The sequence below is a fragment of the Sporosarcina sp. P17b genome (assembly GCF_002743115.1).
Taxonomy (GTDB): Bacteria; Bacillota; Bacilli; order Bacillales_A; family Planococcaceae; genus Sporosarcina; species Sporosarcina ureae_C.
In genome coordinates, this window is sequence record NZ_PDYP01000012.1 from 12,514 (window position 1) to 27,445 (window position 14,932).

Genomic DNA, 14,932 nt, shown 5'->3' on the forward strand with positions numbered 1-14,932 from the left:
ACAGGTACTTTTATTTTTGTGACAGACTGCGAAACTGCTTAAGATAAAGACATAGCAGGAGGTGAGTAGAATGGATTTATCTTCACCGGTGAAGGAGCTTCTTCACTATAAAACAGGGACTTTGCTGCAGATCACCTGGACGGATGGGCTTGCCGGTTTATATGAACTGGATACGTTTTATGATACGGATAATGGGCTGGAGATGGAGGAGTCGGAATACCGAGAGTTTCATGCGGCGCTGGTGAGAGTATGTAATGGGGACGGCGGTCTATTGGAGATCGGCGGGTCAGAAAATATTCCCGAGTCGGTGACACTTGTAGAGACGGGTGACGTGATATGGCGCAGGTGCGATAATGAATAAAAATGGTACCTGTGTGAGAAACAAACGTGAATGTTTAAACAATCATGAAAGTTTCTCGCACAGCTACCTTCTATTAATACTGATAATTAATAAACAAAAACTATAGATTTCAAGAAACCTTTCATCATTATTATCTTATTCTGGGAAATTTTAAAACTAGAAAATGTTTGGAGGTAAATTGAAATAAGGTACCACGTCCCTGCGTAATAAAATAAGACCTAATAAAATAAGATATCAGGTCCGACAAAATTATTTTCCACTCTATTTTGGAATGCTCGTTCCCGCACGTCTAATTAATCTTGAACAACCATACAATTGTAAGAACTTACAAATTCATTGGAGGGAAGTCATGATTAGTTTGATTCAACATACTCAAAAAGGAAATTTCAACCACTTTGTTATGAAAGGTGAAAAAGGAAAGTATCACATTACTGTAATTCAACCGCCTCTCGATTTTCATGGAGAGGGATGGGGGCGTAACGAGTATGAAGGTCATTATGTTGTAATAAATAATGATAGAAATACAAGGCTTGGTTCTTGTCATAGCTATAATTTTGTATCTAGTTATTTTACCGACAGTAGCCCTGACTATTTACCATATCGAATAGGAATACATGAAAGTTGTTGGGAGGATTTTATGAACTGCTCAAGGGAGTTTATCTATCCTATAGTAAAGAGTTGTGATTAAATATTAAGACATTAAAACAAGCTACGAGGTCCCCGCATAACTCCCACACAATTTGGGTAGCTGAAAAAGGAAACTAAAGAGAAAAACACAGCTATTTGCGGTCCACAACATTTAGTGTCAGATCTTAAGTAATACTTCGCAATAAGCGCCGAAAGTGTACAATTAGAAAAAGGCTGTAAGGCTCCAATCAAATAACGCATATAAAACACAGCACCTCCTTGATACAATCAGTGTATCAAGAAGGTGCATTTTCATATTTCAAAAAGTCAAAGATCATTATCCTCACATTTTGAATAAAGTGTGAAGTACACATGCGAATTAGTATAGCTGCAAGGTTCCAATACAGATCGGAAACAATTCTGAATTGAACTAAAGCTATGTGCAACCCCGGTACCATCATCCATCACTTACGAACAATAATCTCATTAGAAAATTGAAGAGTAATGTCAATAAAGTCTTGAATAGGAGGGGGGAGATACCGTTCAGGCTGATAGACTAAATAAACCGTTCTTTTGGAAGGGAAATCTTTTATGAAGACTACGTTTCTTCGTTTCGATGGATTGAGGGCGAGAAAACTTTCTGGAACAACTGATATTCCTAGTCCATTCTCCACAAGGCTACATGCCGTTTCTAAACTTTCTGTTTCGAATTCTACTGATGGTGAAAAGCCTACATACTCGCATGCTTTAATAAAAGTTTCTCTAATTTTAAAACCTTCCAGACTGTGAATAAATGTTTCGTCTTTCAAATCGATAATTTCAATACTGTTCAGATTTTTAAATCGATGATCCGGAGGTGTTAGTAATACGTAATTTTCTTGGAAGATAGGTATATATTTGAAGTCATTGTGATCATTAGCTATAGAAGTGATTCCTAGATGAATATCATAGCTCTCTAAACTTTTTACAATATCACTCGGTCCTAATTCCCGCACTTTCATCGATACAGCAGGATATTTGCTTTTGAAAATTCCAATCATATGAGAAATGAAATACCGGTATGATTCAATCATTCCTAGATTAATTTTGCCTTTACCTACATTTCTTGCATCCTCCATCTCTTTGTAGATCTTATCAAATAACCCCAATACATTCTCCGCATGTTTATACAAAATTTCCCCTGGTTCGGTCAACTTCAAATTTTTTGTACTTCTTTCAAACAATATACATCCCAGTTCGTTTTCCAATGATTTGATGGTATTGCTCAACGCTGGCTGTGAAATATGTAATTGTGCTGCAGCTTTTGTAAATTGTCCGCATTCTGCAATAGTATGAAAATGCTTTAAAGAGCGAATGTCCATTTTAAAACCTCCTCTTTATAACTATTAGTTATCAATTTATAATATTTCGATATTAGACATTATATAATTACTATTATACAATTTCAACTAGATGGAGTGTTTAGAAAGTTCTAATTCATTTAATTTCATTTTTTATGGAATTAGCTTTAGCTCCTGAGCAAAAGCGATGTTTAGCGACAAATAGAAAGGAGGAACTGCTATGTCATCGAGTAGAAGTGAGAATGGAATGCTAATCCTGGATGTCGATATGATTACTTTTACTGCTATCGGGGCAGTGTTACTAATCTTGGGGACATGGATTGTAAAAAGATATGAATTTCTTTGGAAGTATTCCATTCCGGGACCTGTAATTGGAGGTTTTGGATTTTCACTATTAATGTGGGGAGCTTATGAATTAGGGCTTTTTGAGTTTCAATACGACAATACACTCTATGATTTATTCATGTATGTTTTCTTTGTAACAATTGGCTTGTCTACCGGCGTGTCGATTTTGAAAAAAGGCGGCAAATTGCTTTTGATTTACATGTTGGTGTGTTGGTTCCTAGCGATTTTGCAAAACGGTATTAGTATCGGTGCAGCATGGCTGACAGGCATTAATCCACTCTCTGCATTAATGGCAGGACAGGCATCTATGCAGGGCGGTCATGGCATGGCTGGCTCACTTGCTCCATTAATAGAGTCATTTGGTGAATCAAATGCACTTACAATTGGAATGGCTGCTTCGACATATGGACTAATAGCAGGCTCGTTAATTGGAGGACCTGTTGGCAATTGGTTGATCTCTAGAAAGAACTTAAAAATCCAAACTGATTCAGCTGATTTGAATGCGCTTACAACTGAAATTGAAGAGAAGAAGACAGCGATTACTTGGCAAAATACACTTATAGAAGGCTCTTTAATCTTTGTCATATTGGCCATTGGTTTGCCAACAGCACAGTGGATTACCAATGTGACTGGCTTCTCCATCCCAGGTCATATATTTAGTCTATTCCTAGGAATTATATTCCGCTCAATTAATGAGCGAACATCATGGGTGCCTATGACTGACACAACAATGGATATGATTTCAAATGTTTCATTGAATATGTTTTTAGTAATGGCCATGATGAAACTGAAATTATGGGAACTGTACGATCTGGCTCTTCCTTTGGCGGTAATACTTGTGTTGCAAACACTAGTCACAGTAGCAGTTGCAGCATTCATCCTATACAGATTACTTGGAAAGAACTATGACGCAGCTGTTATGTCAGCAGGATTTATTGGACATGGATTAGGAGCCACGCCAAATGGATTGGTTGTAATGAATGCGATATGTACGAAATATGGCGTCTTTTCCAGGAAAGCGTTTATCATTATCCCGATTGCGGGAACAGTTTTAACAGATATTGTCGGAGTACCTATGTTTGTATTTCTTGCAAACCTTTTAGGAAATTAAACTAGTAATGGAGGAATAACAATGGAAAAAATTAATATGCCAATCACAGGAATTTGTTCTTTTGCTAAGTATCCAATTTGCACGGACTGGGAAGAAATTGATGCAGATATCGCAGTTCTAGGCGTTCCGTATGATACGGGCGTTGGCTTTTTAAGCGGCTGTCGATTTGGGCCTAGAAGAATTCGGGAAGTGTCCACGCATTACGCGCGTGGTAGTGCAGGATTTTATGATCCGGAACGTGATGAAGTATTTTTAGGTGGAGATGTAAAAATCGTGGATGCAGGAGATGCGGATGTCATCCATGGAGATATAGAGCAAGCATTTACTGCAATTGAATATGCTGTAGCAAAAATCCGAGAAAAAGGTGCCATTCCTGCGATTATGGGTGGAGACCATTCGATTTCCATTCCTGTTGCACGTGCATTAAAAGATGAAGGTGATATCACAGTCATTCAATTAGATGCCCATTTAGACTGGTCAGATGCACCAGGCGGACAAACTTTAGGAAACGGTAGCCCTATGCGTAGAATGTCTGAAATGGATCATATTAAAGATATGGTACAAATCGGTTTACGTGGATTAGGGAGTAGTCGAAAAGAAGATTTTGACGCAGCAAAAGCTTACGGGAGCGAGCTAATCTCAGCACGCGATTCCGCTAAGTTGGGTGTAGAAGGTATACTTAATAAAATTCCAAAAGCCGATAAATACTATGTGACAATAGATATTGATTGCTTTGATATTTCATTGGCTACGGGTACAGGATCTCCTTCACCTGGAGGATTCACATTCGATTTCCTAAATGACATTTTAATTGGAATCGCTGAAAAAGGAAATGTAGTTTGTTTCGACCTAGTTGAAGTTGCTCCCCAATATGATCCTACTGGTGCCACGACTCGGGTAGCAGCTATGACGATGCTGAATTTCATGGGCCATATACTTAAAAACAAAGAAAAACAGTCTAACTAATAGAAACTACCATAGCCATGCAGCGAATATATTTTATTCGCTGCATGGCTTTTTGAGTGGGTGTCAGGTTGTTAGGAAAGTGAGAAATCACTCTGAATTGAACTAAAGTTGTGTGCGTACCTGGTACCTTTATGATTTTTATTTTGAAACTTTTTCCTGAAATCTACGTCTGTACGCTGATAAATATATCGTACTAACCGATAGGAGGTATTTATATGAAAAGCAAACTATGGAAAATAATGATGACAGTGTTGATTATATTGCCGCTGCTCATGATACCGACGGGGACAGAGGCGTCCGTCAAGAATCCATTCCGAGATGTGTCAACGAACAATCCTTATTTTGAAATGGTGCATGAAATGCGGGATCAGAAAGTTATCAGTGGGTATCCGGACGGTACATTCAAGCCGAAAGAAAAAATCAATCGGAAGCAAGCAGCCGCGCTTGTCAACAGAATTGTCAAATTGCCGGCACGGAAGAAGTTTGTGGCATTCAAGGATGTCTCCACGAAGAATCCTTATTTTCATGACATCCAGAAAGTACAGCAAGCGGGTATATTTGAGCCCGATGCAAAAGGTAATTTTTATCCGAACAAGCAGATTACACGTGGAGAGATGGCGAAAGTGCTGACAATAGCATTTAAACTGAAAGAGATTTCGGACTTTGATTTCCTTGACGTACCGAGAAACCATCCGATGAGTGAATACATACGAGCAATGTATGCTGCCGATATTACGACGGGTGACGGTGGCATATTCTATCCAGATATCGCTGTCTCCCGTGATCACTACGCCGTTTTCCTCTACCGGACCCTGCATCGGAATGACCCGATCAATCCTGAAAATCCTGAAAGACCGTTGCCGGGGCAATTGACTACTGCGCAACCTGAATATCTGCAGAGTTCCGATTATAATATAGCAGAAGCCATGCTTAGTATGATGCAACAGAAAGTGACGCTTTATCCAGCCGACTACTTACTTACAGATCCCATCAAAGACGGTCCTTATGGCGATACGCGTGAAATCGAATTGTACAGTAAGTATCGTGGATACAATGAAATGGCGAAGCAAAACATACGTTACTTAAAACGGTTTACGAAAGAGAATTCAATCGTAGGAGAAATGCTGACACGATGGCTTGAAGGTGATTTTACTAAAGTAACAGATGATTATAGGACGTTACGCAGGATCACAGACTCAGAATACGGAAACTGCGAGAGTGATATATGCATGGATGACCTCATCAATGCCCGTACAAAACGTGCGGAAGAATATTTCCTGAAAACAATCACCGGTCCCGAAGCTATGAAACGTTTCCATGCGGAATGGGGATCGGATTGAATAATTGAACGATGAAATAGTGTACAGTACCTACGCGATAAACAAACATAAATGTTCAAAACAAGATGCCTGTGTGAGAAACAAACGTGAATGTTTATACAATCATGAAAGTTTCATGCACAGAAACCTTTCATCAATGCATAGGAAATGTGAATTTTACTAGTCCTAATCATGCTATAATTACCATAACATTGCAAAAAAAGAAAATCAGAAAGCGGGCGATTATTCTGTTTACAATTAAAAACTTTGAAGATAATGAGAATGTGAAAATCAGGGAAGAACTAGGTCCTTTTAAAGTAGTAGAGTTTCAAAAAGAACTAAGTACGAATCATGCAACGGCTCAATCGGCATATTATGCTTCCGAAATGAATGTAAGACGAAGACAGCTAGTTTGCGATGTCAGTCAGTCAAACATTACGATTCAGGCAGGGGCCATGCAATGGATGGCGGGAGACGTGAAAGCGACGACTGGGCTTAAGGGAGTAGGAGACTTCATCGGAAAAACGATTAGGGGCAAAATGACCAAAGAATCGAGCATCAAACCGGAGTACACGGGCACCGGTACACTTATTTTAGAACCAACGTATAAGCATATTTTGCTACTGGATGTATATGAGTGGGATCAGTCACTCGTCATTGAAGACGGACTCTTTTTAGCTTGTGATTCAGGATTAAAACATAAGGCCGTGATGCGTTCTAATCTTTCTTCTGCTGCTTTGGGCGGGGAAGGTCTTTTCAATTTGGGACTTACCGGGCAAGGAGTGATTGCACTGGAATCTTCCGTGGCAAGAGAGGAACTTATAGAAATTGAGTTAGAAAATGATGAGTTGAAAATCGATGGAAATATGGCGATTGCTTGGTCAGGCGGTTTAGAATTTACTGTCGAACGCTCTGGAAAAACACTTATGGGTTCGGCGGCTTCAGGCGAAGGATTGGTAAATGTCTACCGCGGAACAGGAAAAGTGTTAATGGCGCCGTTCCTTCAATAAATTCGAAATAACAGATTCGATTAAAATAAGGTACCTGTGTGAGAAACAAACGTGAATGTTTAAACAATCATGAAAGTTTCATGCACAGGTGCTTTTGATTGTGATGTGAAGTGTGGTAACTATGATTTTTTACTCGGAGAAGAAAACAAGTGAAATGTTAAAGGTATCTGGTTCTACTTCAATTCGGAATTGTTTCAGAACCAGGTATCTTAAGACTTATATATCTAATGAAAAGACTGAAGGAGAGTTTAAATGATGCCTGAAGAAAAAATGTTGAGTAACCTAAATGAAATCAATGAAATTGTCCTCTCCAACACTATAGGTGATATGCTTTCTCTGAAAAAAGTAAACGATGATAAATTGAAAGAGAAGAAAAAATACAAGGAAGTCTTTGTATCTGACTTGTCATTGATAACGGGTAATGTTTCACAGGCGGTACTGCAAGTTGCTAATCAGGGAATGACTGTGACTCAAATTGCGAAACAAGCACCTAATGGTTTGTTTACTGCTACTACAAATCCCTCCAATTTGTCCAAATTCGCAAATGGAACTACATCGACAATGGTGCGAGACTCGTCTGGTCGTATAACCGAGCACGCGGGTTTTGCTGACATTGGTATAAGTGCATCAGTGAATCCTACAATTATTCTTTCAGCCGGAATGCAAGTGATGTCAGCTGTTTCAGGAACATATTATTTACATAAAATTCAGGATCAAATTACTAATATGGATGCGAAATTAGAAGAGCTTCTAAATATTCATCATGACACAAACATAGGACGTTTAATTGCGACTAGGAAAGGATTGTCAGAAATTGCAAGTAGAGACTTTGTTGATGCGACTGATCTATATGCAATTAGGAACTACAAAAAAACTGCAGATGAAATTCATGAGGAATATATGTATCGTTTAGAAAGACTAGAACGTGAATTGAACATGGAATTTGATTCGAATGCTGAGGGAAAAAAACTCATTGATATTAATTTTACAATGACGATTGCTTTTGAAGCCAATAAACTATCTTTGTTTGCAGAACTAATTGAGATTGGAACCAGGATGAAGATTGGAGGTCAAATAGAAATTATTAATGGATTAACTAGTCAATTAGAAAGAAATTATGCAAGCAGTTTTTATCATAAGGTTGACTTAGAAGTTGAGAAGGTCTATTCAATAAGACGGCAACAAAGTAACAGTGAATTGGTTGCTAAAGAGAAGAAATATGAAAAGTCATTAGAAAAATTTACTGATTTTCCTATTGTTCCTCATTGGGGAATTCTAGCCATCAAAGCGGGGAGGCTTGTTAAATCTAAAAGAGATGTTAATAAAGCGGTAGAAAAAATCGAGTTAGAAAACAAAAACTTGGGAAAAGTAAAAATAGACATGAAACAAAACAAGGAGAACGATCGAATTGATAATATTATCGTCGAAGTCGTTGAACTGCCATATAAAGAGAAGGAGATTTTATATATTCCTACCGTAAATAATAAGCAACGAGTATTTGTACCGATGGAAGATTAGTAGAAAAATATCTTAAGGATACGCTTAAAAATAAGGTACCTGTGTGAGAAACTTTCTTGAGTGTTTAAACAATCATGAAAGTTTCCCGCGCAGGTACTTTTCATTAGTAAGCCATTCAGTTGTTCCGACAGGACAGTTTTCTTTTATAAAAAAAACCTCAACCTTTATAGGAAGAGGATGATTGCCGCAACTGTAATCACCTTAATGACTAAGCTACTTGAGATTTTGATGTGGATCTCCATAACCACACCTCCAATAAAGAGAGAAGGATTACGGGATTTAGAATGCAGTGCAGATGCACTCCGAGAGTCCCGACCACTCTTCGAACACATTGTAAATATAACACGGTTACCGGCAAATGTTACCGTAAATATTTTGATGGGTTTTAAAATAAGTATTTTAGTATGAGGAATAAGATATTCACAGTAGCGACGAACAACTCTAAATTGAACTAGAGTTGTGTAAGGTCCTGGTACCTTAAATTAGTACAGGTTCCCACACAAACCAGGAAAATTACTTATTTAATCTAGTGTTAAAAAGGTACCTGTTGAAGAAAAAATATATATGTTTAAACAATCATTTAGGAATCATCTACAAGTACCTATAATTGTTTGTTATAAAGATGACCGTGTAGACTATGCTTATGCCATAACACAAATATAAAAAAACGGAGACAGAACTTTGGTGTTCATCTCCGTTTTTTTATATTTATAGTACTCTGATTCAATGGATACATAATCTATTTCTCAAACTCGATTTGATGCTTTTTGATTTTATAGTTTAAATTCTGTCTGGAAATTCCAAGTTGATTTGCCGTATTGGTTAAGTGATAATTGCAGCGGTTCAATGTATTCTCGATAATTTGCCTTTCATATTGTTCGACTGTTTCTACCAAATCAATTTTAGGATTGTAAGTTGCTGTTGTTGTACTTTCTATTTGCGCATCTACCGTTTGTAAGTATTCTGGTAAATGATTTATTTTAAATTCAGATTCAGTAGGAGAGCGATTAATCATCCACTCAATCATATGTTTTAGTTGTCTCAAATTACCGGGAAAGTGATAATTTTTCAAGAAGGTTACAGTTTCCAATGCAAATGAGTGCTTTGTATTACTGTTATTACTTCCAAATAGCTCAAGAAAATACTCTGCGTACTGCATGATTGATATCTGCTGCTCCTGTAAGGAAGGAATGTAAAAAGAGAATGAGCTGAGTTCGTAGAAGAGGTTTTCGTTCAATCGCTGTTCCTGAATGGCCTCCCAAGGCTTTTCATTCAATAGAGAAATAATTTGTGTGTCTATCTCGATTTCCTCATCACACCCATTGCGTATAATCGTGTTGGTTTTAAGCGCATTAAAAAGTCTTTCCTGGATAAATAGCGGCATTAACGTCAACTTATCTATTATCAATGCACCTTTATGTGCAAGTTCTAAGTAACCTGCTTTACTGTTTGAACCAAATAGCATATTGGACAGTGATTGAGAAGAAAGAAGGCCGCAGTTGATCATATATACAGGCTTACTCAGAATGTTCTCAGCATAGAAGCGAGCTAAAGCATTTTTTCCTGTACCTCGATCACCATAAAATATAAGGTTAGCAGAAGGGTTTTCCAGTTGTTTTAACTCCTTTAGTATTGAAGATAGCGCTTTAGTGTCTGAAAAGAAACTTGAATGCTGCTTTTCTTTATTTATATCATCTTGTGCTACTTCTGTTTGCCGGACATAAAGAGTTTCAATAAAATCTTCGGTTTTTGAAAAGTCTTTTGTAATGAGAATATTTCCGATTTTTTGTTTGCCGATAAGAAGTGGTATATTTCTCTGATAGATGCTATATCTCTTTCCACTATTTGAAAAGAATATGTTGCTAGATGCGATTTCCTTGTTGTTGGTAAGTGTATAAATTGAAGAAGCCTGATTGACTTTATCCGAAAATACCTCGGCAGCATATCTCCCCTGAACGTCTTTTGTCTCTCTTGAATCCAGTTCGCCTTGCTTTTTATTATAAAGAACAACTTTTTGGCTATTGTCTATAAAACAGATTCCCTCTTCTATATGATCTAAGATTATTTCAAACTGACGTAAATACTGCTGGTACTTTTGTATTTCTGTATTCTGACGGTTAATGGTTGTAACTTGCCGCAAAATTATAAGTGCTTCTGAATTATCAATCGCATGTATATTGACTAAAGCATGGTTTTGTCCAATGGACATATCTATATTCTTCATGTCTATTCTATTCATGAAGAATTGAGAGATTTTTGTAGAAGGAAGATAATTATGTATGGATTTACTAACTAGTTGGCTTTTAGTGGCTCCAGGGAAATAATCTACTGCTGATTGATTAAGTGTTTTAATAAAACCATGTTTATCGATAATTATAATCCCTTCGAAGAGATAAGGTGCTAATAATTGGGTTGCGTCTTTCAAGTTGAATTCATTCATTTTTTTCTCCTTTTGTAAAAATATTTTTCTTTCCTTGAAGTTTAAAAGTTTAGAAAATATAATCAATCATATCACAATTTTCAGAATAGAAAAAACAGTAGCGGAAATTTTTTTCCGAAAGTAATTTTTCTTTTTTGGAATGCAGAATTGAGAGGAGATATGGAATGAAGAAAGTAAACCTAACTGGAGTAAAAGTAGTGGACGTGCATGCACATCCGTTTAAAGAAAATCGAGAATCCCAATCACCAGTCGGATTTTTACGGAACCTTTCCTTATCAGTAATTCCGGAGATGTTTTCAGACTTGAGTGAAGTAGAACAGCATCAGCCGTATCCAGGATCGAATATGTGGATCCAAAGGCTGCTAAGAGGAATGTCGCGTTATCTCAATTGCGATGAGGAAATTGAAGCAATTGTCCATGCAAGAAATGAGCAATCAAAAGATTTTTCTGCCTATACTCAAAAACTTTTCAAGGATGTAAATTTGCAGGGAGCTATCATGGATTTTGGCTATCCGCAACCTCCGATAGACAGAGAGAAGTTCGAAGTATTATGTGATATCAAGGTTTGGGAAATAAGTAGAATAGAGCCTCTTATGGTGGAGCTTTCTGAGAATCATCAATCATTTGAAGATTTCATTAGCCTTTATAGAAAGCGCTTACAAGAGGATTTGAGAAAAGAACATATAGTAGGATTAAAAACAATTATTGCTTACCGAAGCGGCTTGGATGTTGAAGAAATTGATGAGTCAGCAGCGTCAGGAGAATATGAAACATTTAAAAATGATACAAGAGCTCCCGTAAAAAGGCTTCGTGACTACTGTTTCCATATTGCGATGGAATGTTGCACTGAAGCAGACAAATTTATGCATATTCATACGGGCATCGGCGATGGAGAAGTTGTACTTCCAAAAGCAAGCCCAAGTTACTTGTTAGATATTTTTCGTCAAAAAAAATACGAAAATACAAAAGTTCATCTTGTCCACGGAGGCTACCCATGGATGGAGGAGGCTGCCTTTATAGTCAGTATTCTTCCTAATGTATATATGGATATTTCTTTACAAAATCCATTTACGGCACATGGAGTCGAACGGATTATGTCTCAAGTATTTGAATTGGCACCGTTTGATAAGGTCATGTATGGATCAGATGCTTTTACAGTTCCTGAAATGAACTGGATGGGTGTTAAGATTTTTATTGAAAACTTTGAGCGAGTGCTGAATTCGTGGGTTGAAAAAGATTACATGGATGTGGAAAGGGCTCAATATATCGGGGAAATGGTTCTCTATAGGAATTTTGAAAAGATTTACAATATCACACTATAAAAAAGAATAGGGAAGGGGAAATTTTATGAGTGATCATTTACAGTTGGATCTTCAGCCGAAAAGAACTTTAAAATTCTGGCACATTTGGGCTTTGGGAGTCGGAGCAGTAGTTGGCGACGGGATTTTTCTTTTGATGGGTGAAGGAATTGCTGTGGCGGGACCAAGTTCAATTATTTCGTACGGAGTAGCAGGTCTGTCACAGTTATTTCTAATAATGGCATTAGTGGAAATGGCGGTTGCCATGCCAAATGCAGGAGCAATGTCATACTGGGTTGAACGGATTTTGGGGAAGTCTTGGGGGTTCATTGCGGGAATGACATTTGCGATCGGCTGGATTATAGCTGGCGGCAGTGTAGGACTAGCACTTGGAAAAATAACAATGTGGTATTTCCCGAGTTTAACTGCTGAATGGTGGCCGATGGTGTTTGCACTGGTGTTTATCACCTTATTTGCTTTAATGAATATAGCGGGTACTATGCTTGCAGCCAGGATACAGCTTTGGCTCGTGTTGGGCCTTGTAGCTATAATGATCGTATTTGCGGTTATTGGTCTTAAAGATGTAAATCTTAGTAACTTCACTCCTCTGATGCCACATGGAGCGTCAGGATTTTTAAGTGCGATACCTTTAGGTACGTATGCATATTTAGGCGCGCTTACGCTTGTTACAGCAGGAGCTGAAGCTATTAATCCTGAACGAGACCTTCCGCGCGGACTGATCTGGTCAAGTCTGACATTTTTATTTATTTATTCTTTTGCCCATTTCGTACTTCAAGGTATCATCCCTTGGCAAAATGTGACGATTGACAGTTCACCATTTACAGTGGCAGCAGGTCAAGTTTTTGGTGTTGCAGGTGCATTTATTATGAATACTGCTGCATGGGTAGCCGCAGCAACTACTATTCTCATGGGAACTATTTATGCGACTTCACGTATTTTTTATTCTCAGGCAAGGGAGGGCATGCTGCCTAAATTCATGGGTAAAATACACCCTAAAACTTACACGCCCATTAATGCAATTATAGTAATTTGGGCTGCAACTGTTTTATTGATTGTTATCGGTCAATTTAATCCGGATTTGATATATATAGAGTTATCAAATCAGCTTGTGATTGCTTGGTTGTTTTCATGGGGGATTACATTGGTTGCCAGTGTGATTTACAGAGTACGCTACAAAGAAGAAGTAGCAAAGTTATCATGGAGACAACCCTTGTTTCCGATGTTTCCTGTATTAGGGTTTATCGGTATAGTAGTTGTTCTTTATGGATCATTCGTCAATGATCTGGGGACGTTACTAAGAGGTGCTGCTTGGCTAACTGTGCTGTTTGTTCTATTTAAAATCTTCAATAAAAATGCCTTTCGCAAAAATAGCGCGGAACCAATAAAAGGTGATTTGGACTATGAATAACAAAGACTATTTGAATCAATTAAAAGATGAAGTAATATCCATTCGAAGAGAACTCCATCAAAATCCCGAGCTGTCTTTTAAAGAGTATCAAACAGCGGAAACTATCACGAAGATTCTCACTGGCTGGGGGATTAACTATAAAAAGATCGGGGAAACAGGAGTGTTTGTCGACATCATTGGGAACGCTTCAGGCAAAACCATAGGCTTGCGTGCTGATATTGATGCACTGCCTATTCAAGAAGAGGCAGAAGTTTCTTACCGTTCACGTAATGATGGAGTAATGCATGCATGCGGTCATGACGGGCATACGGCTATGCTATTAGGTGCAGCTAAACTGCTGCATGAAAAGAAAGATGAGCTTCAAGGAACTGTACGCTGTATTTTCCAGCCCGGTGAAGAATTGGATGGAGCGGCACAGGAGCTCATTGATAGAGGAGTACTTGAAAATCCCTCAATAGAATGTGTAGTCGGTATGCACTTATGGCCATATCTGCCGTTAGGAACTGTTGGTGTGAAGAGCGGAAGCATGACGGCATCTTGTGACGATTTTAAAATTGTTATTAAAGGTAAGGGTGGTCATTGTGCAAGACCCCATCTAGGTATTGATGCTATTAATATAGCAACAAAGTTAGTTCAAGACTTGCAAGAAATTCCGTTGAAACACACAAGTCCTACTCAGCCGGCTTTAGTTCATATTGGTAAAATTCAAGGCGGAGAAGCTAATAATGTAATAGCAGATACAGTTGAAATAGAAGGTACAGCAAGATCATTCTCTGCGACAACGAGACAATTGATCAGGAAAAAGATTGAAGATATTTGTGAAGCCGCAGAAGGATTATGGAATGCCACTATAAAGATAGAATATATTATTGGTGCCCCAGCAATCAATAACTCACTCAGTATGACAGAGTTATTTAAGACAACTGCGACTGATTTGCTTGGTGATACTCAAGTCTATGAGCTTGATGAACCTTCGATGGGTGCCGATGACTTCGGATACTTTTCGGAAAAAGTACCGTCGCTGTACTTCCGGTTAGGTATTAAAAAAGACAATGAAGAAATATTCGATCTGCATCATCCCAAGTTTCACTTCGACGATACGGTCTTGATTTACGGTGTTGAACTATATACAAGTATTGCCGAAGAGTTGCTGAAAAGGAGAGAGTGA

12 protein-coding genes are annotated in these 14,932 nt (G+C 38.0%); 10 read left to right on the top strand and 2 right to left on the bottom strand.

All coding sequences use genetic code 11. The annotated features are described in order from the left end of the window. Window positions 1-70 precede the first annotated feature (70 nt). Complete coding sequence (locus CSV76_RS12780; protein ID WP_099625821.1) at window positions 71-361, top strand: hypothetical protein; 291 nt, start codon at window positions 71-73, stop codon at window positions 359-361. Between the two features lie 349 nt (window positions 362-710). Further along, window positions 711-1,049: a hypothetical protein gene (locus CSV76_RS12785; protein ID WP_099625822.1), complete on the top strand. Its 339-nt coding sequence runs from the start codon at window positions 711-713 to the stop codon at window positions 1,047-1,049. Window positions 1,050-1,452: 403 nt separating this feature from the next. Here the strand turns inward: CSV76_RS12785 and CSV76_RS12790 are convergent, their stop codons facing one another. Then, complete coding sequence (locus tag CSV76_RS12790) at window positions 1,453-2,349, bottom strand: LysR family transcriptional regulator (RefSeq protein WP_099625823.1); 897 nt, start codon at window positions 2,347-2,349, stop codon at window positions 1,453-1,455. A gap of 199 nt (window positions 2,350-2,548) precedes the next feature. Between CSV76_RS12790 and CSV76_RS12795 the strand changes: the two genes are divergently transcribed. From CSV76_RS12795 to CSV76_RS12820, 5 genes are all read left to right on the top strand, one after another. Further along, on the top strand, window positions 2,549-3,784 hold the full coding sequence (locus CSV76_RS12795) for a sodium/glutamate symporter (RefSeq protein ID WP_099625824.1): 1,236 nt from the start codon (window positions 2,549-2,551) through the stop codon (window positions 3,782-3,784). A gap of 21 nt (window positions 3,785-3,805) precedes the next feature. After that, window positions 3,806-4,750, top strand: a complete 945-nt coding sequence (speB, locus tag CSV76_RS12800) for an agmatinase (protein WP_099625825.1) — start codon at window positions 3,806-3,808, stop codon at window positions 4,748-4,750. A gap of 215 nt (window positions 4,751-4,965) precedes the next feature. Then, window positions 4,966-6,090: an S-layer homology domain-containing protein gene (locus tag CSV76_RS12805; protein WP_099625826.1), complete on the top strand. Its 1,125-nt coding sequence runs from the start codon at window positions 4,966-4,968 to the stop codon at window positions 6,088-6,090. 263 nt (window positions 6,091-6,353) lie between these two features. After that, window positions 6,354-7,079 carry an AIM24 family protein gene (locus tag CSV76_RS12810; protein WP_233204481.1) on the top strand — a complete coding sequence of 242 codons (726 nt, stop codon included), beginning with the start codon at window positions 6,354-6,356 and terminating at the stop codon, window positions 7,077-7,079. Between the two features lie 252 nt (window positions 7,080-7,331). Continuing rightward, on the top strand, window positions 7,332-8,597 hold the full coding sequence (locus tag CSV76_RS12820; RefSeq protein ID WP_199173069.1) for a hypothetical protein: 1,266 nt from the start codon (window positions 7,332-7,334) through the stop codon (window positions 8,595-8,597). Between the two features lie 739 nt (window positions 8,598-9,336). Here the strand turns inward: CSV76_RS12820 and CSV76_RS12830 are convergent. Continuing rightward, on the bottom strand, window positions 9,337-11,037 hold the full coding sequence (locus CSV76_RS12830; protein WP_099625829.1) for a sigma 54-interacting transcriptional regulator: 1,701 nt from the start codon (window positions 11,035-11,037) through the stop codon (window positions 9,337-9,339). Window positions 11,038-11,201: 164 nt separating this feature from the next. On the opposite strand from CSV76_RS12830, the gene CSV76_RS12835 reads away from it, so the two are divergent. From CSV76_RS12835 to CSV76_RS12845, 3 genes are read left to right on the top strand one after another with little or no spacing between them, the layout of a single operon-like run. Beyond that, complete coding sequence (locus CSV76_RS12835; RefSeq protein ID WP_085426918.1) at window positions 11,202-12,359, top strand: amidohydrolase family protein; 1,158 nt, start codon at window positions 11,202-11,204, stop codon at window positions 12,357-12,359. Between the two features lie 25 nt (window positions 12,360-12,384). After that, window positions 12,385-13,764 (top strand): APC family permease, encoded by a 1,380-nt coding sequence (locus tag CSV76_RS12840; protein ID WP_085426917.1) that lies wholly within the window; start codon window positions 12,385-12,387, stop codon window positions 13,762-13,764. Next, entirely contained in the window at window positions 13,757-14,932 is a 1,176-nt protein-coding gene (locus tag CSV76_RS12845; RefSeq protein WP_099625830.1) for a M20 metallopeptidase family protein, read from the top strand. Before CSV76_RS12840 ends, CSV76_RS12845 begins: the two co-directional genes overlap by 8 nt.

Bases quoted from the DNA above. Each gene is read 5' to 3' on its own strand.
- CSV76_RS12845 (WP_099625830.1), top strand. From the start codon at position 13,757: ATGAATAACAAAGACTATTTGAATCAATTAAAAGATGAAGTAATATCC.
- CSV76_RS12835 (WP_085426918.1), top strand. From the start codon at position 11,202: ATGAAGAAAGTAAACCTAACTGGAGTAAAAGTAGTGGACGTGCATGCA.
- CSV76_RS12785 (WP_099625822.1), top strand. From the start codon at position 711: ATGATTAGTTTGATTCAACATACTCAAAAAGGAAATTTCAACCACTTT.
- CSV76_RS12790 (WP_099625823.1), bottom strand. From the start codon at position 2,349: ATGGACATTCGCTCTTTAAAGCATTTTCATACTATTGCAGAATGCGGA.
- CSV76_RS12795 (WP_099625824.1), top strand. From the start codon at position 2,549: ATGTCATCGAGTAGAAGTGAGAATGGAATGCTAATCCTGGATGTCGAT.
- CSV76_RS12830 (WP_099625829.1), bottom strand. From the start codon at position 11,037: ATGAATGAATTCAACTTGAAAGACGCAACCCAATTATTAGCACCTTAT.
- CSV76_RS12840 (WP_085426917.1), top strand. From the start codon at position 12,385: ATGAGTGATCATTTACAGTTGGATCTTCAGCCGAAAAGAACTTTAAAA.
- CSV76_RS12805 (WP_099625826.1), top strand. From the start codon at position 4,966: ATGAAAAGCAAACTATGGAAAATAATGATGACAGTGTTGATTATATTG.
- CSV76_RS12820 (WP_199173069.1), top strand. From the start codon at position 7,332: ATGATGCCTGAAGAAAAAATGTTGAGTAACCTAAATGAAATCAATGAA.
- CSV76_RS12780 (WP_099625821.1), top strand. From the start codon at position 71: ATGGATTTATCTTCACCGGTGAAGGAGCTTCTTCACTATAAAACAGGG.
- speB (WP_099625825.1), top strand. From the start codon at position 3,806: ATGGAAAAAATTAATATGCCAATCACAGGAATTTGTTCTTTTGCTAAG.